The following is a 26,175-nucleotide window of genomic DNA, read 5'->3' on the forward strand; positions in this document are numbered from 1 at the left end:
TTGGATTAGCACTTAAGAGCAAAAGCCAGCAGGGAAAATCTCTGCATTATTACCGCAGGAAGCCGTCCAGCTTACCCCCGTGGCAGCGGTGCCGGAGGCACTGAGGGTGTAGCTAATATTTTCGAGACTGCTTTTTCCGGTTACAGTGATAGCGCCACTTTTCACTTTGGTGGATTTTACGTATTTTTGTTTTGTGGCATCGGTAACGTCTGCTTGAATGCCGTTTTGTCCTCCGCTGCAGTTATCGGTTTTGCCGGTGTTGTAAATACATAGTTCCACTTCGGCACGAAGCGGCGCAGAAGCCTGTAACAACTCGGAAATAGCCGCTTTTTTGGTGTAATTTTGATAAGATGGCACCGCGACAGTGGCGAGAATCGCGACGATCGCAATCACAATCATTAATTCGATTAATGTAAAACCTTTTTTAACGGATTTCAGAGAGATAAAAACGGATTGAATTTTCATAAAAAATACCTTGTTCAATGAAAAATAATAAGGTTGATTTGAAGCGGAGGTATTTTGACTTAGTGGAAAAATAGCGTGAAATGACACCGCACTTTTCTGGGATCTTGATCGCAAAATAAAAATCTTATGATGGAAAAACAGTTACACATTAAAGACGGATGGTTGGTCAATGAAAGACGGGTATTGTCTCCACATTTTGATCAACGTCCTGAGCCACAGGATATTTCCTTGTTGATTATTCATTATATCAGTTTGCCACCGGAGAGATTTGGTGGCGGTTATATTGATGCTTTTTTTCAAGGAAAATTAGACCCGCAGGCACATCCTTATTTTAAAGAAATTAGCGCATTGCGAGTGTCTGCACATTGTTTGATTGAACGCACAGGACGGATTACCCAATATGTCAATTTCACTGATCGTGCTTGGCATGCAGGTTTATCTTGTTTCGAGGGACGGGAAAAATGTAATGATTTTGCCATTGGTATTGAATTGGAAGGCAGTAATGAACAGCCGTTTACTGATGCACAATATTCGGCATTACAAGCACTTACACAGGAAATTATGCGGACATATCCGCATATTACCAAAGAGCGTATTGTGGGCCATTGCGATGTGTCACCGGGGCGGAAAATCGACCCGGGACAATATTTTGATTGGCAGCGGTATTTACAGAACATTTAAATTGAACAATAAATAGACAGCATAAGGCGGCATTTTTCATTAACAGGAAAATGCCGTTTCTTTTTTATTATTGCATTGAAAAATAAGGATAAATTTTCTTTTGATTATTTGTTAAATTGAAATTTTTCAGGTTATTTCTAGTTATTCCGTGGTTGAAACACAATTTTATCCACAGAAATACTGAATAACTCACAAGAGGATGAAAAACCGTAAAGCACGAGATAGAAAAAAGAAAACATGCGCATTTGTTCGGCATAACTTGTTGAAAAAATCGCAAAAAACGGATGAGGTATAAATCGGTGAAAATTTATGAGAAAAATTTAAACAAGTGCGCGAGAAACAGGGAAAGAATTGGGGAGGTAGAAAAAGAAATGACAGATTATTTCCTGTTTTTAGCTCACTATTCACAGGGTTATCCACATTATCAAAAAATCCGCTCAAGGATAACATAAAAATTCGACGTATTTTGGGACCGCACTTTATAACTTTTTAATCTACAGCATAACCTTTATTTCTTTTTCAATATCCAGAATTCTACGTAATATTGATGACCAATTCGTCACCCGTTTTATTTATAGGAGTTTTATATGTCACAATTTCCCATTCATACCATCGAAACCGCACCGGAAGCCGCAAAAGAAGCGTTAAAAGCTGTGCAAAATGTCAACGGATTTATTCCAAATTTAATCGGTGTTCTTGCGAATGCACCGACAGCGCTAGAAACCTACCGTACGGTGGGCGGAATTAATGGACGAAATAGTTTAACCGCCGCAGAACGAGAAGTGGTTCAAATTACGGCAGCGGTGGTCAATGGTTGCGGTTTCTGTGTGGCTGGACATACTAAAATTGCCCTAAAGCTATTGAAACTTGAAGAGCCACTGGTTAACCAAATTCGTTCGATAGCACGTATCGAACAAGATGCTAAATTGGATGCTCTTGCCCGTTTTACGCTGACGGTCATCTTGCAAAAAGCAAAACTGACCCAAGCGCAACAACAAGCCTTTTATAATGCAGGTTACACAAAGGAAAATGCTATTGATGTGGTGTTGGGGGTAAGCCTGGCAACGTTATGTAACTACGTAAATAATCTTGCGGACACACCGATTAACCCGGAACTTCAGCCTTTCGCTTAATTTCCTTTTTATATGTATTTAGGCAGCCTTGTGGGCTGCCTTTTTTGTACATCACTTTTGTTATAACTGATGGTTTTTAAATATAGTCACTAATTCTTTTCTTTTTAAAATTCCCTTTGTTAGATTTTAAGTATTAGCAACGTATTAATAAACAAGGAGAAAAATATGCAACAGCGTGATCTTTATCCCCATGAAATCTTGCAAGATGTCATCGACAAAAGTTATGCAAAATCACTTGGCAGCGTAAAGACCTTGGCTATTCTTAGCTTTTTAGGGGGCGGTTATGTGAGTTTCGGTTATATGGCATATTTAAAAGTCGTCAGTGGCATACCGGCGGAATGGGCGGGCTTGGCAACCTTATTGGGGGCCGCTGTCTTTCCTATTTGCTTAATTTGTATTCTTATCGGAGGCGGCGAATTGGCCACAGGGAATATGATGATGATGGCTTTGGGGCGATTGAGCAAACAGGTAAGCTTTAAGAAATTATTACGTAACTGGATAATTGTGAGTTTAGGTAACCTTGCCGGCGCATTATTTATGGCGTTTTTTCTTGGACATTATGTGGGGTTAGCTGAAGGTGCGGCAGCGAGTAAAACCATTGCTATTGCAGAAGCGAAAGTGAATATGGATTTCTTGCGTGCTTTTGTTTCAGCGATTGCGTGTAACTGGATGGTGTGTATGGGGATTTGGTTTTATTTTGGTGCAAAGCAAACATCTGGACGTATTCTTGCCATGTGGTTCCCCGTGATGATTTTTGTGTTGATTGGGCTACAGCATTTTGTGGCAAATATGTTTATTATTCCGGCAGGGATTTTTGCCGGAGCAAATGTGACGTGGGGAGAGTTTTTCTTCAATATGGTTCCCGTCTTCTTGGGTAATGTGACAGGTGGGGCGGCATTTGTTGGGGCCTCTTATCTTTACGCCTATCGTCATTTGCTCAACGAGGATTATCAGATTTAGCGTTTCAAAGTGCGGTGGCGTTTTTCTGCGTTTTGAATGAAAAAGAGGGAATCATGTCGATTCCCTATTTGGCTCTTGAATGTGATTGAGTGAAATTTATTTAATTAACTCAACCGGCACTTTTACCACGAGTTTTTTGATTTTGGCGGATTGACCATTCACGTTACAACAAGGTTTATGCGGTTCATAAGGATAGAACACGGCAAACATATTTGGCACTAATGTAATCGTGCTTTTGTTGTCGATTTCTTGGGTAAGTTGGTAGTCATCATCTTCGTGGTAAGCTTCGTATTTATTTAAGTCAGGGTAGGTTGCGCCGACTTCAATATTTTCTGCTCCGCGGATAAGTACTTGAACGTCCAAATATTTATGGTGCAATTCTGCTTTTTTGCTCGCAGCTTCAGCCAGTTCAGGTTCCATCACGTTCATATAAATTTGGTCAGTGATGTCATGACGACCAACCTCTAATTTTTCTAAGTCTAAACCTTTTAAATACTCACAGGTTTCGGCAATGACTTTCGGTAAGCCGATTTTAAAATCGGCGCGGGTTAAATCTCCAATTAACATGGTTCCTCCTTTTTTGTTTTAAAAACTGGAGTGATTTTATCATTAACCTTATTTTTCAGGTAGTCATAAATCGTAATTGCGTAAAAAAGTTACCCATCAAGGCAAAAGCCCTGTATAATGCCCGCGTTTTATTTTCTGAATTAGCGTGCGGCTAACAAAAGTGATTTTCCGCGTGGTAGTCAAGAAAAGTGCGGTCGGTTTTAAGATTATTTTTGCTAGTCGCAAATTGGAAAATAAAACATTGTGAATATTTATTTAAGAAGGAAAACATTGTGGATCCAATTGTTAAGCAGTTTAAATACGGTCAACATACCGTAACTTTAGAAACCGGCGCTATTGCACGTCAAGCAACCTCAGCCGTCATGGCAAGCATGGACGATACAACCGTATTCGTTGCCGTAGTTGCCAAAAAAGATGTGAAAGAAGGGCAGGATTTCTTCCCATTAACCGTTAACTATCAAGAGCGTACTTATGCCGCCGGTCGTATTCCGGGCGGTTTCTTCAAACGCGAGGGTCGTCCATCTGAAGGTGAAACCTTAATTGCCCGTTTAATCGACCGTCCGATTCGTCCGTTATTCCCAGAAGGTTTCTTTAATGAAATCCAAGTGGTTGCGACGGTTGTTTCTGTAAACCCACAAATCAGCCCGGATTTAGTGGCAATGATCGGTGCGTCTGCTGCGTTGTCTTTATCCGGTGTGCCATTTAATGGCCCAATCGGTGCGGCGCGTGTTGGTTTCATCAACGATCAATTCGTATTAAACCCAACCATTAACGAACAAAAACAAAGCCGTTTGGATTTAGTGGTTGCAGGTACTGACAAAGCCGTATTAATGGTGGAATCCGAAGCGGATATTTTAACCGAAGAACAAATGTTGGCGGCGGTGGTTTATGGCCATCAGCAACAACAAGTGGTGATTGAAGCCATTAAAGAATTGGTTGCAGAAGCCGGTAAACCACGTTGGGATTGGGTTGCACCTGAACCAAACACTGATTTAATCAATAAAGTGAAAGCGTTAGCTGAAGCACGTTTAGGCGATGCGTATCGTATCACTGAAAAACAAGCGCGTTATGAGCAAATCGATGCGATTAAAGCTGACGTTGTTGCACAAATTACTGCTGAAGATGAAGAAGTCAGCGAAGGGAAAATTATTGATATTTTCACCGCACTTGAAAGCCAAATCGTGCGTGGACGTATTATCGCAGGTGAACCGCGTATTGATGGTCGTACCGTTGATACTGTGCGCGCATTAGATATTTGCACTGGTGTATTACCGCGTACCCATGGTTCTGCAATCTTTACCCGTGGTGAAACTCAAGCGTTGGCTGTTGCTACTTTAGGGACTGAACGCGATGCGCAAATCATTGATGAATTAACTGGTGAGCGTCAAGATCACTTCTTGTTCCACTATAACTTCCCTCCGTATTCTGTGGGTGAAACCGGTATGATCGGTTCACCAAAACGTCGTGAAATCGGTCACGGTCGTTTGGCGAAACGCGGTGTGGCAGCAGTGATGCCAACCTTAGCAGAATTCCCGTATGTGGTACGTGTGGTATCTGAAATCACCGAATCCAACGGTTCTTCTTCTATGGCTTCCGTGTGTGGTGCTTCTCTTGCGTTAATGGATGCCGGTGTGCCGATTAAAGCGGCGGTTGCAGGTATCGCAATGGGCTTAGTGAAAGAAGATGATAAATTTGTCGTGCTTTCCGATATTCTTGGTGATGAAGACCACTTAGGTGATATGGACTTTAAAGTGGCTGGTACCCGTCAAGGTGTGACCGCGCTTCAAATGGACATCAAAATCGAAGGTATCACCGCTGAAATCATGCAAATTGCATTAAACCAAGCGAAAAGTGCACGTATGCATATTCTTGGTGTCATGGAGCAAGCCATTCCGGCGCCGCGTGCAGATATTTCTGATTTCGCACCGCGTATCTACACCATGAAAATTGATCCGAAGAAAATCAAAGATGTGATCGGGAAAGGCGGTGCGGTAATTCGTGCATTGACCGAAGAAACCGGTACTTCCATTGATATTGATGATGACGGTACAGTAAAAATCGCTGCGGTTGATAAGAATGCCGTACAAGATGTGATGGCACGTATCGAAGACATCACGGCTGAAGTAGAAGCGGGTGCCATTTACAAAGGTAAAGTGACTCGTTTAGCCGATTTCGGTGCATTCGTTTCTATCGTAGGTAATAAAGAAGGCTTAGTTCACATTTCTCAAATTGCTGAAGAACGTGTGGAAAAAGTCAGTGATTATCTACAAGTAGGACAAGAAGTGATGGTTAAAGTGGTAGAAATCGATCGTCAAGGTCGTATCCGTTTAACCATGAAAGAACTTGCGCCTAAACAAGACGCTGTTCAAGAATCCTTTGATGACGTTATTGAACAGGAATAATTAAATTTAGGATTAATGTTACGGGACGGAATGCCCCGTAACATTTCTTTTTCAATAAGCAATTCCTCTGCTTTAAGGCTTACAAAGAAATGACACAACGCAACGGGTTGTTTAATTTCGCGGTGTTTTTACCCATTTTATTTTTTACTTTTTTATTGTCGGGCTGTGTTGGCTTGAACAATAGTTTTGTGTCTAAAAATAAAGTGGTGCTAGCCGATCAAAATCCAAGCCAGCATTTTGAACAGGAAGTAATGATTGTTCGGATTAGTCAGGTGTTGCTCGTTGGAAAAATGAGTAATGAAGAACGTGCTTCTCTCCATTTTGAACGGGGAGTGCTTTACGATAGTTTGGGGCTTTGGGCTTTAGCGCGTTATGACTTTACTCAAGCTCTTGCATTGCAACCTAAAATGGCGGCAGTGTATAACTATCTAGGGCTTTATTTATTACTTGATGAAGACTATGACGGCGCATTAGAGGCCTTTAATACGGTTTTCAGCCTCGATCCTGACTATGAATATACCTTCCTTAATCGAGCATTAGACTTCTATTATGTAGGACGGTATAACCTCGCCGAGCAGGATTTCTTGGCATTTTATCAACGCAATAAATCAGATCCTTACCGTGTTTTATGGCTCTATTTGAATGAATTAAAATTTAAACCGGCCGAGGCACAAAAAAATCTGGCTCAACGTGCTGTTGGGCTTTCTCAGGATTATTGGGGTACCTACATTGTCCAATATTATTTGGGCAAATTGTCAGTTCAGGATCTACAGGCTAAAGCGCAGCAGTTTGCAACAAAAACCGCTACGCAATACGCAGAAGTTCTGACTGAAACCTACTTTTATCTAGCAAAACAAAAACTCAATATGGGACAGATTGATGAGGCAGAAACCTTATTCAAACTGGCTGTTGCAAATCAGGTGTATAACTTTGTGGAGTATCGTTTTGCGGTGTTTGAGCTATCGAAATTAGGACAACAGACTCAAGCAGAATAACGGTGAGCATAGCTCAACCGGCGATGCGTTGTAAGACGCAAAACGACACATTGTGATTAACCTGAAAGCGTCTATTGAGCTTTCTTTTTATACATTCGAGTATTTTTAATGACTGAAACTAAAATGACTTTCAAGGATTTAGGCTTGCCTGAATTCATCCTTAATGCTGTTTCCGATCTTGGTTTTGAAACACCTTCTCCAATTCAACAAATTTGCATACCGCACTTATTAGAAGGCCGTGATGTACTGGGCATGGCACAAACCGGTAGTGGGAAAACAGCAGCTTTCTCTTTGCCAATTTTGGCGCAAATCGATCCAACTGAAAAACACCCGCAATTATTAGTGATGGCACCGACCCGTGAATTAGCTATTCAAGTTGCAGATGCATGTGAGCAATTCGTGAAATATGCCAAAGGTATTAATATTGTGACTTTATATGGTGGCCAACGTTATGACATCCAATTACGTGCGTTAAAACAAGGGGCGCAAGTTGTGGTGGGGACACCGGGACGTATTTTGGACCACCTACGTCGTGGCACCTTAAGCCTTGCTGAACTTAAAGCGATCGTGTTAGACGAAGCGGATGAAATGTTGCGCATGGGCTTTATTGATGATGTGGAAACCGTGATGGCCGAATTACCTGAACATCATCAAACCGCACTTTTCTCTGCCACCATGCCGGAGCCGATTCGCCGAATCACCAAACGCTTTATGAAAGATCCGCAAGAAGTCAAAATTAAAGCGACCCAACAAAGTGCGCCGGATATTGCGCAAAGTTGTTGGTATGTTCATGGCTTCCGTAAAAATGATGCCTTGTTACGTTTCTTGGAAGTGGAAAATTTTGATGCGGCGATTATTTTCACCCGTACCAAAACCGGCACGTTAGACGTAACGGAATTATTAGAAAAACACGGTTTCCGTGCGGCGGCATTAAATGGAGATATGACACAGCAATTACGTGAACAAACCTTAGATCGTTTGCGTAGTGGCAGCTTAGATATCGTTGTGGCGACAGACGTCGCGGCACGTGGTATTGATATTGAGCGTATCAGTCTTGTGGTGAATTATGATATTCCACTTGATGCTGAATCTTATGTACACCGTATCGGTCGTACCGGCCGTGCAGGACGTTCCGGTCGTGCGTTATTGTTCGTTGAACCGCGCGAACGTCGTTTGTTGCGTAATGTTGAACACCTTATCAAGAAAAATATTGAAGAGGTGGAATTGCCGAATCATGAAGTTTTACAAGCCTGCCGTCGTAAGAAATTCAAAGATAAAATTACCACGCAGTTGGAACATCATGATTTAGAGCTTTATCGTGAATTGTTGGAAGATATGTTTACTGCCGATCAATCTCAAGAAGATATTGCTGCCGCTATGATGATGTTGTTGCAAGGTAAACAAAAACTGATTCTTCCACCGGATCCGGTGGTGGATAAAAAAGCACGTCGTGATCGTAATGAGCGTGGTGAGCGTCGTGAGAATCCTCGTTCAGCAGAACGCCGTGGTGAACGTAAAGGCTATGGCAATCCACAACCAATGGATTTATATCGTATTGAAGTGGGCCGCGGAGATGGCGTGGAAGTTCGCCATATTGTTGGTGCTATTGCGAATGAAGGCGATATTAATAGTCGCTATATCGGTCACATCAAGTTGTATGATGATTATTCCACCATTGAATTGCCACAAGGTATGCCGAAAGAATTGTTACAACAATTTGCGAAAACGCGTGTGTTGAATAAACAAATGCGTATGTCCTTTATCGGCGAAGCCAAAGGCGAGCGTAGCGGTGATAATTTTGGCGGAAAACGCCGTGGCAGTCGTTTTGAAGACAAAGGTTTCAAAGGCGATCGTAAATTTAAAGAAAAATCTCACCGCACTTTTAAAGAGAAACGTGAGTTTAGAAAATAAAAAGGAAGACCGCACGTAAAGTGCGGTCGTTTTTTGAGATAAATTGACGGCTTATCATGTGATAGGCCGTTTTTCTTATTCTTCTAAAATGACTTTGCCGATATAGCCAAGGTTGCGATGTTGTTGTGCATAGTCAATGCCATAGCCCACCACGAATTCATCAGGGATGGTGAAGCCAACCCAGTCTACTGGTACATTCACTTCACGACGAGATGGTTTGTCCAACAAAGTACAAATTGTCAACGAGGCGGGATCGCGTAAATTGAGAACTTCACGCACTTTTTCTAGGGTGTAGCCTGTGTCAATAATATCTTCTACGATCAGCACGTCTCTATCGCGAATGTCGCTTTCAATATCTTTTGTAATGCGAACATCGTGGTTAGTTGTCATGCCGCTACCGTAGCTTGATGTGGTCATAAATTCGATTTCCACTGGCAAATGCAATTCGCGTACTAAATCCGCCATAAACATAAAGGAACCACGCAACAAGCCTATTACCACAAGGCGATTAACTTTCTTTTGTTGATAGAATGCGGTGATTTCTTTGCCGAGTTCAGCAATACGGGAACGAACTTCTTGTTCGGAAATAAGAATATCGACGTGGTGTTTTTTCATTTCAAGGTTACCTTTGGCAGATGATGAGGGCGCTATTCTAACAAAAAAAAGACTGAAGTTTAAACTTCAGTCTTTTTAAGTACCCTAACGAATTTACTTTCTACTCTACCTGTTTGGCGTGCTATGCAGACTTCCAATAACAACCATTCATCTTCATTGCAATACTTAACAGATGCGGCTTATGTTAGCAGAGTTTTTATTGTTGTCAATAAGAATTATTCTCATTTATTTTAATTACCGGAAATTTTCATTTTTTCTAATAAAACGGAACCTATCTGAATATTGGAGCGATGTTCAATATCATCAGCCACGGCAACAATATTACGTAACATGTCCGGTAATTGTCCTGCGATAGTAATTTCTGCAACCGGATATTGAATTTCACCGTTTTCTACCCAAAAACCGGCTGCACCTCGTGAATAATCACCGGTAACTAGATTCACGCCTTGTCCCATCACTTCTGTTACGAGTAAACCGCGATTCATTTGGCGTAAAAGTGCGGTCAGTTTTCCGGATGAATTTGGTTTGACCAGCCAATTGTGAATACCGCCGGCGTGTCCTGTGCTTTGCATGCCGAGCTTGCGTCCACTGTAACTGGTGAGCAAATAGGTTTGTAAAATCCCGTTGCGAATAATCTCCATGTCCTGCGTTCTAACCCCTTCACTATCAAATGGGGTTGACGCTAATTGACGGAGCAAGTGAGGTCTTTCAGTGATCTCAAACCAATCAGGCAATACTTGTTTTCCTAAGTGATCCAATAAAAAGCTGGCTTTGCGGTATAAACTCCCTCCACTGATGGCGGCGGCTAAATGGCTGATTAAGCCGGTTGCGACATCGTTTAAGAAAATGACGGGTGTCTCTTGTGTGTCAAGTTTTTGCGGTTGTAAGCGTGCAATGGCTTTTTGCGCTGCATTTTCACCGACCCAATTTGGTTGGGCTAATTGATTAATATCACGAGCCACCGTGTATTCATAATCCCGTTCTAACTGGTCTTGATGTTCGGCAATGACCGAGCAAGAAAGCGAATAGCGGCTGGATAAATAGCTTTGTAATATGCCGTGGCTGTTGCCATAAACGCGCACACCGGTATGGGCGTTGAAAGAAGCACCTTCACTGTTGACGATGCGTTCATCGTGTTCTAAGGCTGCTTTTTCGGTATCCAAAGCAAGTTGCACCGCTTTATCAACGTCAATTTCAGCAGCGTGATACAAATCCAAATCCGGCGCATCAAATGCCATCAATTCTTTATCGGCTAATCCTGCACAATCATCCGGTGAAGTGTATTTGGCAATAGCAAGAGCCGCTTCTACGGTATTTTTGATGGCTTCCGGTGTTAAATCGGAGGTGGAAGCATTGCCTTTTTGCTGTCCTACATAGACGGAAATACCTAGTGCGCCATCGTTGTTAAATTCAACGTTTTCAATTTCCTGTAAACGGGTGGAGACGGAGAGTCCGCCGGATTTAGTTACCCCCACTTCGGCCGTTGCGCCTGCTTTTTGTGCAATTTCAATGGCAAGGCTAACAGCATCGCGCAGTTGTTGTTCTTGTTGACGCAAAAGTGCGGTGGTATTTTCAGATGTTTTTTGTGGCATTGTGCTTTTCTCAATAATGAAATTTCGCCAATTTTAGCGTATTTTTCTTTTTAAGGCGAACCACGGATTCTGTGCTAAAATGCACCGCACTTTTAAGTAGAACGATGGAAAAGAAGATGGCAAAACGTAAAAAAGAAGATTTTGACTGGCAGGACGAAGAGCAAGAAGAAATTATTTGGGTCAGCAAAAGTGAAATTAAACGGGATGCGGAAGCATTAAAAAAACTGGGTGAAAAACTGGTTGAGCTGACAAAGGCAAAATTAGATAAAATTCCTTTGGAAGATGCTTTATTGGAAGCGGTAAATTTAGCGCAACGTCTGCAAAAAGAAGCACGTCGCCGCCAACTGCAATATATCGGTAAATTATTGCGCGGGATGGATGTGGAACCGATTCAGGCTGCGTTGGAGAAATTGGAGAACAAACATCAGCAACAGCAAGCGATGTTGCACAAATTGGAATTATTGCGTGATGAATTGGTGGCAAAAGGCGACGATGCGTTAACGGATTTTCTAACGGATTATCCGCAGGCAGACCGACAACATCTGCGAAATTTGATTCGTACCGCGAGTAAAGAAAAAGAACAAAATAAACCGGCAAAAGCTTACCGTGAAATTTTCCAGTATTTGAAGGAAATTGTGTTGGAAGATTAACCTGATGTGAAATAATTCAGCCCCTTAATAAGCGATTTATTAAGGGGCTGTTTTTTATGGACGAATTAATTTAGCCAGAAGAAGTAACCGAAGGTCGCGATAACAAAGATACACACGATATTCAAAAGAATACCGGCTTTTACCATTTCACTTTGTTTCACTTCACCTGTACCGAACACAATGGCATTCGGCGGTGTTGCCACCGGCAACATGAAGGCACAGGAAGCACCTAAACCGATGATTAAGGCTAAACCGATTTCCGGCATACCAAGAGATTGTGCGATAGAAATGAAAATCGGCACTAACAACGCCGCACTGGCGGTATTGGAGGTGAATTCCGTTAAGAAAATAATGAACGCAGCAACCAATAAACCGATGAGATAGAAGTGACCACCTTCAATCAGGAATACGATACCGTCAGCCAAGATTTTGCTTGCACCGGAATTTTTTAATACCGCACTTAAGGTTAAGCCGCCGCCGAAGAGCATTAATACGCCCCAATCGGTGTTATCTTGAATTTGTTTCCAGTTTGTTACACCGGCAACACAAAGGATAACGGCGGCAGATAAAGCAATAACGCTATCGAAACTGGCAATTTTACCTTCTAATCCTAATGCGCCTGCAAGAATCGGGTTGATTTGGCTACTGAAAACCCAGCTCAATGCAATAAAGACGAAGATGGCTAAGGTGATCCAACGTTGTTTATTCATTGGAATGGCTTCAAATTGTTGGTCAAAACGAATATTGAGTTTTGGTTTGAAGACAATATAAAGTGTGCCGATCATGATTGGCATTAAGATAATCATGATAGGCAAGCCATACCACAACCAATCAGCGAAGGTGAGGTGTAATTGCGTTGCAACGATGTTGTTTGGCGGGCTTCCCACTAAGGTTCCCATACCGCCGATACTGGCGCTATACGCAATCCCTAAGAGTACAAACACATAGGTGTTATGTTCTGAATTTCGATCTAAACGGCTGAGCACGCCCATGGCAAGGGGTAACATCATGGCTGCGGTCGCTGTGTTACTTACCCACATGGACAAAAATGCAGTAACGGAGAATAAATACATGATCGCGACAAATAAATTGCCTTTCGCCAAAGCCATAATTTTGTTGGCGATCATTTTATCTAACTGTTGAATATGAAGCGCTGTCGCTAAAGCAAAGCCCCCGAAGAATAAGAAAATATTCGGATCAGCAAAGGTGGCCAGCGCAGTACTTGTTTTCACTAATCCCAAGAAAATGGCGAGAAGTGGAACAATTAATGCAGTGATGGTGACGTGTAAGGCTTCTGTTAACCATAAAATGGCCACTAAAGCTAATAATGCCAACCCACTATTGGCGTTTTTATCAAAAGGTAGTGTATTGAGTAAGACAAAAAATAGAACGACGGCAAAGATAAAGATAATTGCACTCCTATAATTCTTACTTTGATTTTGAGTTGTGTCTTTCATAATTTTAATTCCTGTCAATAAAATCAAAGATCAACATATTGCCAAAATAGGCAATATGCTAAGGAAACTAACACTTTGTTAACAAAAAGCAATTAGTTTTTTATGGATTTGTGACATCGCGCAAAAAAAGTGCGGTGAAAATTTTCTATATTTTCATCGCACTTTTAGAATAATAATGACGCAGCTAGGATTAGTCTTGCTCGAAATCTGCGAGGTCTAAGGCTTCTTGTGACAGAATAATGCCGGTGAGATCTGCATAAACAAAGTCTTCCGGGAAGAAGGTTACGCCACCAAAGTTGACCGGAACATCGGTTTCGCCGTGGTTGTTTTCATCTGCGCCTACCGGAATTGGGGCTAAAGCATGGATGCCGATATCGATATTTTCCAGCTGCTGGATTTGACGAACTGCACCATACACGATGATGCCTTCCCAATGGTTGTCTGCCGCTAATTGTGCGAGTTCCGCATCAATTAATGCACGACGTACTGCACCGCCGCCATCAACGACTAATACGCGTCCTTCACCGTTTTCTTCTAAAATTTCAGCTATTAATCCGTTATTTTCAAAGCATTTTACGGTGGTGACTTTGCCATAAAAAGAACTCAGCCCGCCGAAACTTGAGAAAACAGGTTCGACAACATCGACTTGATCGAGATAAATATCGCAAAGTTCAGAAGTATCAATGTACATAAAAGACCCTATTTTTTAAGATGAATACTGCGAGCTAGTATAGTCCGTTTCAGCCTAGAAGCAAGCCAAAACTAAATAGCCCATTGATAAGTAATGCAATCAGCGACATTTGCGCCAGCATCGGGCGCAAGGCTACCGGCTCTTTATGAGAGAAAACAAAATAAGCATGTTTGAACAAGAGCGGATAAGTGAGCAAAAAGACGAAACTCAACGGATTACGCAAATTCATGAGGGCAAACAAGAGATAAAACAACGCTGCTATGGAAAGCAGCAAGCAATGATAAACCCGCCCATTATGTGGCCCTACGCGCACGGCAAGGGTGTTTTTACCTGCTTTGCGATCTTGTTCAATATCACGCAAGTTATTGATATTTAAAACCGCTGTCGCAAGTAATCCGCTGGCAACGGCAGGAAGTAAAATAACGGCAGAGAAATCATGTACTTGAAGATAATAGGTGCCGCCGATGCCCAATAGCCCAAAGAAAATTAACACGGAAATATCGCCTAAGCCCAAATAGCCGTAAGGCTTGCTGCCCACGGTGTAGGTGATAGCTGCCACAATGGCCAATACGCCGAGCATGGAAAACGCAATTAAATCACTGACATTTTGGTAAGCAATACCGATTAAGAGAGCACCACAAAGGAAACTCAAGGCGATCATCACATAAAGCCCTTTTTTCAGTTGTGCTGCAGAAATGGCGCCTTGCTGAATACCGCGTAATGGCCCGATACGTTCTGCCGTGTCGGAGCCTTTTTGATGATCACCGTAATCATTGGCGAAGTTGGAGAGAATTTGCAGAAATAACGTGGTGAGTAAACATAACACCGTGATTCCCCAATGGAAACTGCCCGCCCAATAGGCAAGCGCGGAACCGGTTAAAATGGTTGCCAAGGCTAACGGCAGGGTTTTTGGACGCGCTGTTTCAATCCACATTTTTATTGTATTTTTTGTCATAATGTCTACTCGAATAACGAAGAATAAGGCGATTTTTTACCGCACTTTTAGCTAAAATAGGCGCCATTTTACAAGGTTATTTTGCAGATTTTAACTGTTTTAAGGAAAATATGTCCGATTCTCTCACATTGCAGCCCGTGGCTGTGATTCACACGCCTTACAAAGAAAAATTTTCCGTCCCGCGTCAACCTAATTTAGTGCAGGACGGCACAGGCATTGTCGAATTGTTGCCGCCCTATAACCAAGCGGAAACCGTCCGCGGTTTAGAACAATTCAGCCACCTTTGGCTGATTTTTCAATTTGATCAAATCCCGCAAGGCAAATGGCATCCTACCGTGCGCCCGCCACGTTTAGGCGGCAATCAACGGGTTGGCGTGTTTGCCTCGCGTTCTACGCATCGCCCAAATCCTCTTGGTTTATCCAAAGTGGAATTGCGCCACGTAGAATGTAAAAACGGCAAGGTGTTGTTACATCTCGGTGCCGTAGATTTAGTGGACGGCACACCGATTCTCGACATCAAACCTTATCTTGCCTACGCGGACAGTGAACCTAACGCAATTTCAGGTTTCGCTCAAAGCGAGCCCAAACCGTTGCTACGCGTGGAATTTACCGAGGAGGCGGAAAGTGCGGTCAAAAAACACAGCAAAAACCGACCGCACTTACAACGTTTTATTACCGAGGTGATCCAACAAGATCCCCGTCCTGCCTACCAACAAGGCAAAGCCACCGACCGCCTTTACGGCATTTCGTTGTATGACTTGAATGTGAAATGGCGGATTAAAGCGGAGCGTGTGGATGTGGCGGAAATCGTGCAAATTGAAACCTTAGTAAATCATCAGAAAGATTAATCTGCGGACTTTTTGAAGTGTATTTCTGATGAGAAAATATTTTAAATTCTCACCGCACTTTTCACGCTTTCTTATTCACTCAACCCTGCCAAAATCGAGCATTCCGGGCAGTCGTTGCCTTGGCAGCTGTCGTGCCAACGTTGGAGTTCAGATACCATTTTTTGTAGTGCATGAATTTGTGCATTGAGGGTTTCGATATGTTGTGCCGTAAGTTGTTTTACTTCACGGCTGTTGCGATTCGGGTTGTCTTGTAATTGAAGTAATTGGGCGATTTGTTGCAGGGAAAAGCCCACGTCTCGTGAGTGGCGGATAAAACGCAAACGGGCGAGATCGCTTTCTTCATAGTAGCGATAGCCTGAAAGGGTGCGTGCGTTGGTGTTGAGTAAACCGAGTTTTTCGTAATCACGGATTTGTTTAGCAGATAAGCCGGTGAGTTTGGCTGCTTGACTGATATTCATAAAAAGTGTTTGACCTTAACCTAATGTTAAGGTTTATAGTAATCTCACCGACAAAAATCGGCAAGGTTTAACTTAATGATTAAAGGAGCAAATGATGCAAAACGTAACATTAAAAATTGATGGCATGACCTGTGGTGGTTGTGTGAAAAGCGTGACTCGCGTATTGAGTGAATTAGATGGTGTCGCACAAGCTGACGTCAGTTTGGAAAAAGCGCAAGCGGTTGTGAGTTTTGATGAAAATAAAGTGCAACCGGCAGCCTTGGTGGAAGCCGTGGAAGATGCCGGGTTTGATGCGGCAGTAGCGTAATTTTTCTACTTGTTAAGGTGGCATGAAAACACAGCTTTGTTTGATAGCGTAAAAATAAGTTGAAAACCCACCGCACTTTTCTGTGAAAGGAAATAAAAAGAGGATGTGATGCAAAAAGTCTCCATTCAAATTGGCGGTATGACGTGCCAGTCGTGCGCCAGTCGGATTGAAAAGGTATTGAATAAAAAGGATTTTGTGCAGCAGGCGGGCGTGAATTTCGCCAGTGAAGAAGCGCAGATTACTTTTGATGAAAAGCAAACTTCTGTTGAACAGCTGATCCAAATTATTCAAAAGACCGGTTTTACGGCACAGCTCAAGCAAGAACAGGCAGAGTTGCCGCAAGAGCAAAACATCTCGTGGCGGTTGATTTTATTGTGGCTAATTAACGTGCCGTTTTTAATCGGTATGCTCGGCATGATGCTGGGGCGGCATGATTGGATGTTGCCACCGATGTGGCAAATGGTGTTAGCCACGATTGTGCAATTCGGTTTGGCGATTCCCTTTTATAAAAGTGCTTGGGGCAGTATTAAAGGTGGCTTAGCAAATATGGATGTATTGGTCAGCCTTGGCACGCTCACCATTTATGCTTATTCCATTTTTATGCTGTTTTATCTGCCACATATGAGCCACGATCATGGCTCGGCAAATATTTATTTTGAGGCGTCCGTCATGGTGTTGGGCTTTGTGAGTTTGGGAAAATTCTTAGAAGATCGCACCAAAAAGCACAGCCTAAATAGCCTTGGTTTATTGTTACAGCTGACGCCAAAACAAGTACGCGTGCAACGTAACGGCGAATGGCAAACCGTGCCGTTAAATCAAATTCAAGTGGGCGAACTGTTACGTGCCAACCAAGGTGAGCGGATTGCAGCGGATGGCATGGTGGAAGAGGGCACAGGCTGGTGTGATGAGAGCCATTTAACCGGCGAATCCGTGCCGGAAATGAAGACAACGACCAGTCATGTGTTGGCGGGGGCGATGGTGACGGATGGCAGTTTGGTTTATCGCTCGCAACAGCTTGGTAGCCAAACGTTGCTCGGCGATATGATGAATGCCCTTTCTGAGGCGCAAGGCAGCAAAGCGCCCATCGCCCGTTTTGCCGACAAAGTGGCGGCAGTGTTTGTGCCAACGGTAATAGGCATTGCCTTGCTGACGTTTTTACTCACTTGGTGGCTTCAACAAGATGTGGTCACGGCTTTAATCCACGGCGTTGCTGTGTTAGTGATTGCCTGCCCTTGTGCGTTGGGTTTGGCGACGCCGGCGGCGATCATGGTGGGCATGGGCAAAGCAGTGAAACAGGGCATTTGGTTCAAAGATGCTGCCGCTATGGAAGAATCCGCCCATGTGAACGCGGTGGTGTTGGATAAAACCGGCACGCTCACAGAAGGCAAGCCGCAAGTGGTCGCTTTTTGGCAGGCGCAAAGTGCGGTCTATTCTGAAGATGAAATTTATGCGTTGGCGGCCGCCATTGAACAGAGCGCGACGCATCCGCTGGCAAAAGCCCTTGTGCAAGCCGCGATGGCAAAAAATGTGGCGTTGCCTGCGGTGCAACATATTCAGGCCGATGTGGGGCAGGGGATTCAAGGCGAGATTGAACATATCGGCACGGTGAAAGTGGGGAAACCTGCCTATTGCGGTTTGACCTTACCGACCAACCTTGATCCGGTGTGGCAGATCGCCAGTATTGTGGCAGTTGCCGTAAACAATGAGCCCGTTGCCGCGTTTGCCTTAGCAGACGCCTTAAAACCGGACAGTCAAAAGGCGATCCAGCGTTTGCAGGCACATAATATCAATGTGTATATCATGAGTGGCGATAATCCTAACGTAGTGCAATACATTGCTGACCAGCTTGGGATTCAACATGCGCAGGGCAATATGTCGCCACGCGATAAAGCAAGTGCGGTCAAACTTCTCCAAGAAAATGGTAACGTGGTCGCCATGGTGGGGGATGGGGTGAATGACGCGCCAGCATTGGCTGCGGCGAATGTGAGCTTTGCCATGCACGATGGCGCGGATGTGGCGCAACACAGTGCGTCGGCAACCCTGATGCAGCATTCTGTCAATCAGTTGGTGGATGCCTTACTGATTTCCCGTGCGACGCTAAAAAACATTAAACAAAATTTATTTTTTGCGTTTATTTATAACGTGTTGGGCATTCCGTTAGCTGCATTGGGGTTGCTCAGCCCGGTAGTTGCCGGCGCGGCGATGGCGATGAGTTCGATTTCTGTGTTAAGCAATGCGTTACGCTTGAAAAAGGCGAAAATCACATAGGCAAGTCATATTCAACTTGAGGAACTTCGGGCATAATAAGCGACATTTTGTGATGCAATAAGAAGAATAACATGTTGAATAAAATCGATTTATGGCTGATGAATCATCAGCCTAATCCGCAGTTGAAAGGAATCAAACGTTTTTGGGTCGAGTTCTGGTTTTTCGGTTTGAAAGAAGCCCGAGCCTGTCTATTTGCCGGTGTGTTTTTTATTGCCATGTTCCTCATGCCGAAAAATGGTATTGCCGGCATTCCCCGCTACGATTTATTGTTAATTTTTCCTTTAGCGGTGCAATATCTGATGTTTTATTTCAAGCTGGAAACATTAGATGAAATCAAATCCATCACCCTGTTTCACCTCGTGGGTTTTGCTTTGGAATTGTTCAAAACCTCCTCTTCCATTCAATCTTGGGCGTATCCTGATTTTGCTTACACGAAAATCTTCGGCGTGCCTTTGTTCACAGGATTTATGTATGCCGCGGTAGGCAGTTATATCATTCAGGCGTGGCGTTTGTTTAGTTTGCAAATTCGCAGTCATCCGCCCTATGTTTTATCGACACTAACCGCGGTTCTCATTTATCTAAATTTTTTTACCCATCATTACATTGGTGATTATCGGTGGTATTTGGCTGCGTTCGCATTGGGGCTTTACGCCCGCACTGCAGTATATTTCACGCCTTATGATAAACCTCGCCGCATGCCCTTGTTACTGTCTTTTATGTTGATTGGTTTCTTTATTTGGTTAGCGGAGAATCTCGGCACGCTGATTGGCATTTGGCGCTATCCAAATCAAATCGGTGCCTGGTCTTTGGTGCACGTGAGCAAGTGGAGCGCTTGGGCGTTATTGGTCGTCATGACATTTACCATCGTGGCAAATCTCAAACATATTAAGCAAACGATTCGGGTGTCGCGGGATTAGGAAAGAAAAAAGTGCGGTCAAAAAATACAATGAATTTTGACCGCACTTTTTTATTCGTTGGAATAAATCAATTCCGGAGATTGGTTGTCGTTGATGACGCTTTCGTTGACCACCACTTTTTCTAATCCTTCTAAAGAAGGCAAGTCGTACATGGTGTCGAGCAAGACGCCTTCGATGATGGAGCGTAAGCCGCGGGCGCCGGTTTTGCGGGCAAGGGCTTTTTTCGCCATGGCGATTAAGGCTTCTTTAGTGAATTCTAGTTTCACGTTTTCTAAGCCAAATAGCGCTTGATATTGTTTACATAAGGCATTTTTCGGTTCGGTCAGAATACGCACAAGGGCTTCTTCGTCTAATTCGCTTAACGGTGCAACTACCGGTAAACGTCCGATAAATTCTGGGATTAAGCCGTATTTCATTAAATCGTCCGGCTCCACCTGTTTGAACAAGTCTGTCAACGTGGCTTTGTCTTTTTCGCTCTTGATTTCAGCGCCGAAACCAATCGCAGTGGCCACGCTGGTGCGTTTTTCAATGACTTTATCTAAGCCGGCAAAAGCACCGCCGCAAATAAACAGAATTTTCGATGTATCGATGCGCAACATTTCTTGTTGTGGGTGCTTGCGTCCGCCTTGTGGTGGAATGGAAGCAACCGTGCCTTCAATCAGTTTTAACAAGGCTTGTTGTACCCCTTCGCCGGAAACGTCACGGGTGATGGATGGATTCTCCGATTTGCGGGTGATTTTGTCGATTTCGTCGATATAGATAATGCCTTGTTCCGCACGTTCGATGTCGTAATCGCAGTTTTGCAGTAATTTTTGTAACACGTTTTCCACGTCTTCGCCCACGTAACCGGCTTCTGTCAAGGTGGTGGCATCTGCCATGGCGAAAGGCACGTTTAACATACGTGCCATGGTTTCCGCTAAGAGGGTTTTACCGCTACCGGTCGGGCCGATAAGTAAAATATTACTTTTACCCAATTCCACATCATTGGTTTGATGTTTGGTGCGTAGGCGTTTGTAGTGGTTATACACCGCCACTGCCAACACTTTTTTCGCGTAATCTTGGCCGATAACATAATCGTCTAAATGGGCGCGGATTTTGTGCGGTGTGGGTAATTCCTGCTCTTTTATTTCTTCTGCGTCTTCGCTTTCGGCTTCTTCGCCATGCTCTTCGTTGAGCAACATATCGTGACACAATTCGATACATTCATTACAAATGTAACCGGAGGTGCCGGCGATAAGTTTATTGACTTCGTCTTGTTCTTTGCCACAGAAAGAACAATGTAATTCTTTATCTTTTGCCATGTTTATCTCTTAACGTTTGGTAAACACTTCATCGATCAAGCCGTAGTTTTTGGCTTCTTCGGCAGACATAAAGTTGTCGCGGTCAGTGTCTTTTTCGATGGTTTCAATGGGTTGTCCGGTGTGGAATGCTAGTCGTTCGTTTAACGTGCCCTTAATTTTTAAAATCTCTTGGGCATGAATTTGAATATCCGATGCTTGTCCGCGGAAACCGCCTAACGGTTGGTGGATCATCACGCGAGCATGTGGCAAGGCACCACGTTTGCCCGGTGCGCCGCCGGCTAATAAAAAGGCACCCATGGAACAGGCTTGTCCAACGCACAAGGTGCGCACATTGGGCTTGATGAATTGCATGGTATCGTAAATTGCCATGCCGGCAGTGACGGAACCGCCCGGTGAGTTGATATATAAATTGATGTCTTTATCGGGGTCTTCTGATTCTAGGAAAAGCAATTGTGCCACAATAAGATTGGCCATGTTGTCTTCCACTTCACCGCTTAGGAAAATCACGCGATCTTTCAGTAAGCGGGAATAAATGTCATAGGCGCGTTCGCCGCGGGAAGTTTGGTCAACGACCATAGGAATTACACTCATATGTTCCTCAATTTAGTCAGGATAGGGTGAAAAGTGCGGTCAGAAAAAACGGAGTTTTTTGATATTGGACGAACCAACAGCGCCGCAAGAACAAAATTCTTTCATAAAAAACGGCGGTTATTCTACCTGAAAAATTGGGTTTGCTGAATGGCTATTCCGGCAAAAATAAAAATGCGATCATTCATCTGTAAAAATGACCGCACTTTTAGTCGTTGGAACCTGTTATTACGGTTCTTGTTTTGCCGGATCCTCTTTTAACGACTGATAGTCCACCAAGGCTCGCCAGTTAAAGACTTTGATCGGCTGCGGTTTCGGATTGAAAAAATCTTCCTGGCTTAAATGACTTTCTTTAATGCCTAACCATTGGGCAAAGCCGTGAATAAAATTAAAAGCACTTTGCGGGTTTTTAACAAGGGTTCTTTTGGTGTCGTCACTGGAAAAACGAACAAAAGGCACCGCATAACTTTGTTTATATTCCTTATTATTTAGCATAGACAGATTTTTGCCTGCGCCTAAATGCGCCAAGCCATGATCCGAGAAATAAATGACGGAATAGCTTTGGCCTTGGTCTTTGAGAATTTGATTCACCTCAGACAATAAACTGTCCGTTTGTTTTAACGTATCTAAATAACACGACATTTCTCGGCTAATTAAATGGAATTTGGGTTCTTCGCCATTTAAATGGGCGCAAAAGGTCGGATGCGAGCCAATTAAATGTAAAACGATTAATTTGGTTTGATCTTTATCTTTCGCCAAAAGTTGTTTCAACGGCGCTAATAACGCCGTATCGGCAATATTGTCCGAATCATACCCGCCTTTTTTGGTAAAGAACGATTCATCTGCTTGAATGCCGATACGCGATGCCATGGTGTCCCATTCGCCGACTTTGCCTTGGTTGGACAACCAGTAAGTTTTGTAATGGGCAAGTTTGGCAAGCGAGATAATGTTATCGGTGTAAACCGTTTCTTCATTGTTATTAATGGAACGATACAGCGTGCGTTGCAACGACGGTTGCGTATTTGGGCCGGCAGCCACATATAAATTGAAAATCAAGCCGTTCACTTGTTCCAAAAATGGCGTGGTTTTTTGTGGGTAGCCGTATAAGGATGTGTAATCCCGTCGCATACTTTCGCCGATTACTAAGACATAGTTTTGATATTTTGGCTCCACGGAAAGGATTTGCCATTCCGGTGTTTTGGTTAAGGCATCATTTAATAATGCCCGTTGCGTTAAATAGGTGTTATTCACTTTGATGGCGTTAGACATAAAGCTGACCGGATAAAAGTTTGAGGCTTTAAAAAATTCGGAGAGCTTGAATTCTTTTTCGGGATTCGTATTTTCCACTTCTTTTGCAATGGGCGTATAAAGTGAAAAGGCAACAAGACCAAGGTAAACGGCAGCATAGATTTTCTTCGGAGATTTATTTGAGGTTTTATGTCTTTGAACCAATAAGATAACGATAAATAAAAGAAGATAGAAAAAAGTAAAAATATAAATAGAAAGCGGAATCGCTTTAAAAAAACCGATGGTTTCACTGAAATTGGTTTCATAAACCGAGGCAATTACCCCAATCGACACCGGGCCATATAATAAGCCGGAAGGAAGATAGCCGAGAGAGAGGGCGAAAATAAAAAGAAAGCCAATCAAAAATAAGATCTTGCTGTGTTTCCGTAAGGTGAAAAGCAGCGAACCTAATGCAAAAATACTCACCAGATTAGTCAGATAATTGTCCAAAATCCCCAAGGCAATGTGGGAAAGAAAGGAAAATATCAATAATAACAACGCAAAAGTGATGTCATTATTGATGAAATGGTGTTTTTTGAATTGACTCATTTTAGGTACCACGGGTGTTTTTCATGTACTTTTCTAAGGGCGGAAATTTTAGATCCTTTATTCCCCAAAATGAAGTATTTTCGTTTCAATACATTAAGTTATAACCATTCCTTATGGGGGATGCGATTTTTTTATTTGCATTTAAGGGGATTAATTTTAATAATGTGGCGATTTTTGAAAAGGTATTGATGCAGTAAGGCTCGAGAGAATTGGGCGTTACGCAAATAAAGGAAATTTTATGAATATTCAGCAGGTTATAAAAGAAAATTGCTTGGAACTGTTGTTCCAGCAAGGATCATTTGGTCTTGAAAAAGAAAGCCAACGTGTGCACGCAGATGGGGCAGTTGTGGTGACTGAACACCCAAAATGCTTCGGTAATCGTTCTTATCACCCTTATATCCAAACGGATTTTGCGGAAAGTCAGCTTGAATTAATCACCCCTCCCAATAAAAAAATTGAAGATACATTGCGTTGGTTATCCGCCATTCACGAAGTGGTGTTGCGCTCTTTGCCGGAAGATGAATATGTTTTTCCATTGAGCATGCCGGCCGAGTTACCACCGGAAGAGCACATTAAAGTCGCCCAACTGGACAATCCGGTCGATGTGGCGTACCGCGAGCATTTGGTGAAATCTTACGGTAAAAGCAAGCAAATGGTGAGTGGTATTCACTACAACTTCCAGCTTGAGCCGGCGTTCATTCAACAGCTGTTTGCACGACAAAATGACTACCAAAGTGCGGTGGATTTTCAGAACGATTTATATTTGAAAATTGCCCGTAATTTCTTGCGTTATCAATGGATTCTCGTTTATTTGTTCGCGGCGACCCCGACGGTTGATGCCAATTATTTCCGTCATGGCACGCCGTTAAAAGCGGGGCAGTATGTGCGTAGTTTGCGTTCCAGCCGGTATGGTTATGTAAATGACCCAAGTGTCAAAGTGTCTTATGACAGCTTGAACGATTATGTGATAACTTTGGAACACGCGGTGAGTAGCGGACAGCTTATTGCCGAAAAAGAATTTTATTCCAACGTGCGTTTGCGTGGTGCGAAACAGGCGCGTGAATTGCTACAAAACGGCATTCAATATTTGGAATTCCGTCTGTTCGACCTAAACCCGTTTGAGGCTTATGGTATCGCATTAAATGATGCCAAATTTGTGCATTATTTTATTTTGCTAATGGCGTGGCTAGATGAGGAATCCTTAGCAAGTGCGGTGGAATTAGGCAAAGAAAAATTAGCCCAAGTGGCATGGGAAAATCCGCTGTCGGCAACGGCTTTCCAAGCAGAAGGCGAACATGTTTTACAGCAATTATTGGCGATGTTGGCGGAAATTCACGCCGACGCAGAGATGGCCGAGATCGTCAAAGAGAAACTGGCGCAGTTTGCTGATCCAAGCCAAACGCTTGGTGCACGCTTAGTCAATGCCATCGAAGCCCATGGGGGGTATCAAAAACTGGGCGCGGAACTGGCGATTCGTTACAAAAAACAAGCCTTTGAACGTTTTTATGCGTTGTCGGCTTTCGACAACATGGAGCTTTCCACCCAAGCCTTGATGTTTGATGCCATTCAAAAAGGCTTAAAAATGGAGATTTTAGACGAGCGCGATCAGTTCTTAAGTCTGCAATTCGGCGACCACTTGGAATATGTGAAAAACGGCAACATGACCTCCCATGACAGCTACATTTCGCCGCTCATCATGGAAAATAAAGTGGTGACCAAAAAAGTCTTAGCAAAAGCCGGCTTTAACGTGCCGCAAAGCGTGGAATTTACCAGTGTGGAACAAGCCGTGGCCAATTATGCTTTATTCGCAGGGCGTGCTGTGGTGATTAAACCGAAATCCACTAATTACGGTTTAGGCATCAGTATTTTCCAACAGGGCGTGCATGATCCTGAGGATTTTGCCAAAGCCATTGAAATTGCTTTCCGTGAAGACAAAGAAGTGATGGTAGAAGATTACCTCACCGGCACGGAATACCGTTTCTTTGTGCTAGGTGATGAAACCCTTGCCGTGTTGTTGCGCGTGCCGGCAAATGTGATTGGCGATGGCGTGCATACGGTGGCGGAATTAGTGGCACAGAAAAATGATCATCCGTTGCGCGGTGATGGCAGTCGTACACCATTGAAGAAAATAGCGTTGGGCGACATCGAACAGTTACAGTTAAAAGAGCAGGGCTTAACCGTGGACAGCGTGCCGGCGAAAGATCAGCTGGTGCAGTTGCGTGCCAATTCCAACATCAGCACCGGTGGCGATTCCATTGATATGACCGACCAAATGCACCCAAGCTACAAAGCTTTGGCGGTTGGCATCACCAAAGCCATGGGCGCTGCTGTGTGTGGCGTGGATTTAATCATTCCCGATTTAACCAAACCGGCTGAGCCAAGCCTGCAATCTTGGGGCGTGATTGAAGCCAATTTCAACCCGATGATGATGATGCACATCTTCCCGTACGCAGGACAATCCCGTCGGGTGACGCAAAATGTGCTGAACATGCTCTTCCCGGAACTGAAATAATGTTCCCATAGCGCAAAAGGCGAACGTGAAGGTTCGCCTTTTTGTTTACCTTAAGTGCGGTTAGTT

Annotated in this window: 23 protein-coding genes; 12 read left to right on the forward strand and 11 right to left on the reverse strand. The window is 43.4% G+C overall.

The features are described from left to right. Positions 1-12: 12 nt before the first annotated feature. On the reverse strand, positions 13-465 hold the full coding sequence (locus tag DK415_RS00720) for a pilin (protein ID WP_109432008.1): 453 nt from the start codon (positions 463-465) through the stop codon (positions 13-15). 126 nt (positions 466-591) lie between these two features. Between DK415_RS00720 and ampD the strand changes: the two genes are divergently transcribed. The 3 genes from ampD (at position 592) to DK415_RS00735 (ending at position 3,239) form a co-directional block, all read left to right on the forward strand. Further along, positions 592-1,146: a 1,6-anhydro-N-acetylmuramyl-L-alanine amidase AmpD gene (gene ampD / locus DK415_RS00725; protein ID WP_109432009.1), complete on the forward strand. Its 555-nt coding sequence runs from the start codon at positions 592-594 to the stop codon at positions 1,144-1,146. 587 nt (positions 1,147-1,733) lie between these two features. Further along, positions 1,734-2,279: a carboxymuconolactone decarboxylase family protein gene (locus DK415_RS00730; protein ID WP_109432010.1), complete on the forward strand. Its 546-nt coding sequence runs from the start codon at positions 1,734-1,736 to the stop codon at positions 2,277-2,279. A 165-nt stretch (positions 2,280-2,444) separates the two neighbouring features. Then, positions 2,445-3,239 (forward strand): formate/nitrite transporter family protein, encoded by a 795-nt coding sequence (locus DK415_RS00735; RefSeq protein ID WP_109432011.1) that lies wholly within the window; start codon positions 2,445-2,447, stop codon positions 3,237-3,239. Positions 3,240-3,335: 96 nt separating this feature from the next. Here the strand turns inward: DK415_RS00735 and nanQ are convergent, their stop codons facing one another. Then, positions 3,336-3,806, reverse strand: coding sequence for an N-acetylneuraminate anomerase (gene nanQ, locus DK415_RS00740; RefSeq protein WP_109432012.1), 471 nt, complete (start codon positions 3,804-3,806; stop codon positions 3,336-3,338). A gap of 272 nt (positions 3,807-4,078) precedes the next feature. Between nanQ and pnp the strand changes: the two genes are divergently transcribed. The 3 genes from pnp to DK415_RS00755 all read left to right on the forward strand — a co-directional run bounded on the left by pnp (position 4,079) and on the right by DK415_RS00755 (position 9,114). Next, positions 4,079-6,208, forward strand: a complete 2,130-nt coding sequence (gene pnp, locus DK415_RS00745) for a polyribonucleotide nucleotidyltransferase (RefSeq protein WP_109432013.1) — start codon at positions 4,079-4,081, stop codon at positions 6,206-6,208. Positions 6,209-6,297: 89 nt separating this feature from the next. Further along, complete coding sequence (gene nlpI / locus DK415_RS00750) at positions 6,298-7,203, forward strand: lipoprotein NlpI (RefSeq protein ID WP_006719129.1); 906 nt, start codon at positions 6,298-6,300, stop codon at positions 7,201-7,203. Between the two features lie 108 nt (positions 7,204-7,311). Continuing rightward, positions 7,312-9,114: a DEAD/DEAH box helicase gene (locus DK415_RS00755; RefSeq protein WP_109432014.1), complete on the forward strand. Its 1,803-nt coding sequence runs from the start codon at positions 7,312-7,314 to the stop codon at positions 9,112-9,114. A 75-nt stretch (positions 9,115-9,189) separates the two neighbouring features. On the opposite strand, the gene hpt is transcribed toward DK415_RS00755, so the two are convergent. Together hpt and pmbA are read right to left on the reverse strand one after the other, a co-directional pair. After that, positions 9,190-9,729, reverse strand: a complete 540-nt coding sequence (gene hpt / locus DK415_RS00760) for a hypoxanthine phosphoribosyltransferase (RefSeq protein ID WP_109432015.1) — start codon at positions 9,727-9,729, stop codon at positions 9,190-9,192. Positions 9,730-9,959: 230 nt separating this feature from the next. Next, positions 9,960-11,321 (reverse strand): metalloprotease PmbA, encoded by a 1,362-nt coding sequence (gene pmbA / locus DK415_RS00765; protein ID WP_109432016.1) that lies wholly within the window; start codon positions 11,319-11,321, stop codon positions 9,960-9,962. 116 nt (positions 11,322-11,437) lie between these two features. On the opposite strand from pmbA, the gene yjgA reads away from it, so the two are divergent. Next, entirely contained in the window at positions 11,438-11,971 is a 534-nt protein-coding gene (gene yjgA / locus DK415_RS00770; protein WP_109432017.1) for a ribosome biogenesis factor YjgA, read from the forward strand. A 65-nt stretch (positions 11,972-12,036) separates the two neighbouring features. Here yjgA and DK415_RS00775 read toward each other — a convergent pair whose 3' ends face one another. The 3 genes from DK415_RS00775 to DK415_RS00785 all read right to left on the reverse strand — a co-directional run bounded on the left by DK415_RS00775 (position 12,037) and on the right by DK415_RS00785 (position 15,074). Then, the gene (locus tag DK415_RS00775) at positions 12,037-13,428 is read right to left on the reverse strand and encodes a DASS family sodium-coupled anion symporter (protein WP_109432018.1); all 1,392 of its coding nucleotides are present in this window, start codon (positions 13,426-13,428) and stop codon (positions 12,037-12,039) included. A 190-nt stretch (positions 13,429-13,618) separates the two neighbouring features. After that, positions 13,619-14,119: a ribonuclease E activity regulator RraA gene (rraA, locus tag DK415_RS00780; RefSeq protein WP_109128135.1), complete on the reverse strand. Its 501-nt coding sequence runs from the start codon at positions 14,117-14,119 to the stop codon at positions 13,619-13,621. Positions 14,120-14,168: 49 nt separating this feature from the next. Next, positions 14,169-15,074, reverse strand: a complete 906-nt coding sequence (locus DK415_RS00785) for a 1,4-dihydroxy-2-naphthoate polyprenyltransferase (RefSeq protein ID WP_109432019.1) — start codon at positions 15,072-15,074, stop codon at positions 14,169-14,171. A 110-nt stretch (positions 15,075-15,184) separates the two neighbouring features. Here DK415_RS00785 and tsaA point away from each other — a divergent pair, with 110 nt between their 5' ends. Further along, on the forward strand, positions 15,185-15,922 hold the full coding sequence (gene tsaA / locus DK415_RS00790; protein ID WP_109432020.1) for a tRNA (N6-threonylcarbamoyladenosine(37)-N6)-methyltransferase TrmO: 738 nt from the start codon (positions 15,185-15,187) through the stop codon (positions 15,920-15,922). A gap of 71 nt (positions 15,923-15,993) precedes the next feature. Here tsaA and DK415_RS00795 read toward each other — a convergent pair whose 3' ends face one another. Next, on the reverse strand, positions 15,994-16,380 hold the full coding sequence (locus DK415_RS00795; protein WP_109432021.1) for a MerR family transcriptional regulator: 387 nt from the start codon (positions 16,378-16,380) through the stop codon (positions 15,994-15,996). 94 nt (positions 16,381-16,474) lie between these two features. On the opposite strand from DK415_RS00795, the gene DK415_RS00800 reads away from it, so the two are divergent. The 3 genes from DK415_RS00800 to DK415_RS00810 all read left to right on the forward strand — a co-directional run bounded on the left by DK415_RS00800 (position 16,475) and on the right by DK415_RS00810 (position 19,872). Beyond that, complete coding sequence (locus tag DK415_RS00800) at positions 16,475-16,687, forward strand: heavy-metal-associated domain-containing protein (RefSeq protein WP_109432022.1); 213 nt, start codon at positions 16,475-16,477, stop codon at positions 16,685-16,687. 108 nt (positions 16,688-16,795) lie between these two features. Beyond that, positions 16,796-18,955, forward strand: a complete 2,160-nt coding sequence (locus DK415_RS00805; RefSeq protein WP_109432023.1) for a heavy metal translocating P-type ATPase — start codon at positions 16,796-16,798, stop codon at positions 18,953-18,955. Between the two features lie 71 nt (positions 18,956-19,026). Beyond that, complete coding sequence (locus tag DK415_RS00810) at positions 19,027-19,872, forward strand: DUF817 domain-containing protein (RefSeq protein WP_109432024.1); 846 nt, start codon at positions 19,027-19,029, stop codon at positions 19,870-19,872. 50 nt (positions 19,873-19,922) lie between these two features. On the opposite strand, the gene clpX is transcribed toward DK415_RS00810, so the two are convergent. The 3 genes from clpX to DK415_RS00825 all read right to left on the reverse strand — a co-directional run bounded on the left by clpX (position 19,923) and on the right by DK415_RS00825 (position 23,597). Beyond that, a complete protein-coding gene (gene clpX / locus DK415_RS00815; RefSeq protein ID WP_109432025.1) occupies positions 19,923-21,173 on the reverse strand; it encodes an ATP-dependent protease ATP-binding subunit ClpX in 1,251 nt (416 codons plus the stop codon). A gap of 9 nt (positions 21,174-21,182) precedes the next feature. Further along, the gene (clpP, locus tag DK415_RS00820) at positions 21,183-21,764 is read right to left on the reverse strand and encodes an ATP-dependent Clp endopeptidase proteolytic subunit ClpP (protein WP_109432026.1); all 582 of its coding nucleotides are present in this window, start codon (positions 21,762-21,764) and stop codon (positions 21,183-21,185) included. Positions 21,765-21,989: 225 nt separating this feature from the next. Next, a complete protein-coding gene (locus DK415_RS00825) occupies positions 21,990-23,597 on the reverse strand; it encodes a phosphoethanolamine transferase (RefSeq protein ID WP_109432027.1) in 1,608 nt (535 codons plus the stop codon). Positions 23,598-23,835: 238 nt separating this feature from the next. Here DK415_RS00825 and gshAB point away from each other — a divergent pair, with 238 nt between their 5' ends. After that, positions 23,836-26,109: a bifunctional glutamate--cysteine ligase GshA/glutathione synthetase GshB gene (gene gshAB / locus DK415_RS00830; RefSeq protein ID WP_109432028.1), complete on the forward strand. Its 2,274-nt coding sequence runs from the start codon at positions 23,836-23,838 to the stop codon at positions 26,107-26,109. Positions 26,110-26,175: the final 66 nt, after the last annotated feature.

Source organism: Aggregatibacter segnis, from assembly GCF_003130075.1.
GTDB lineage: Bacteria > Pseudomonadota > Gammaproteobacteria > Enterobacterales > Pasteurellaceae > Aggregatibacter > Aggregatibacter segnis_A.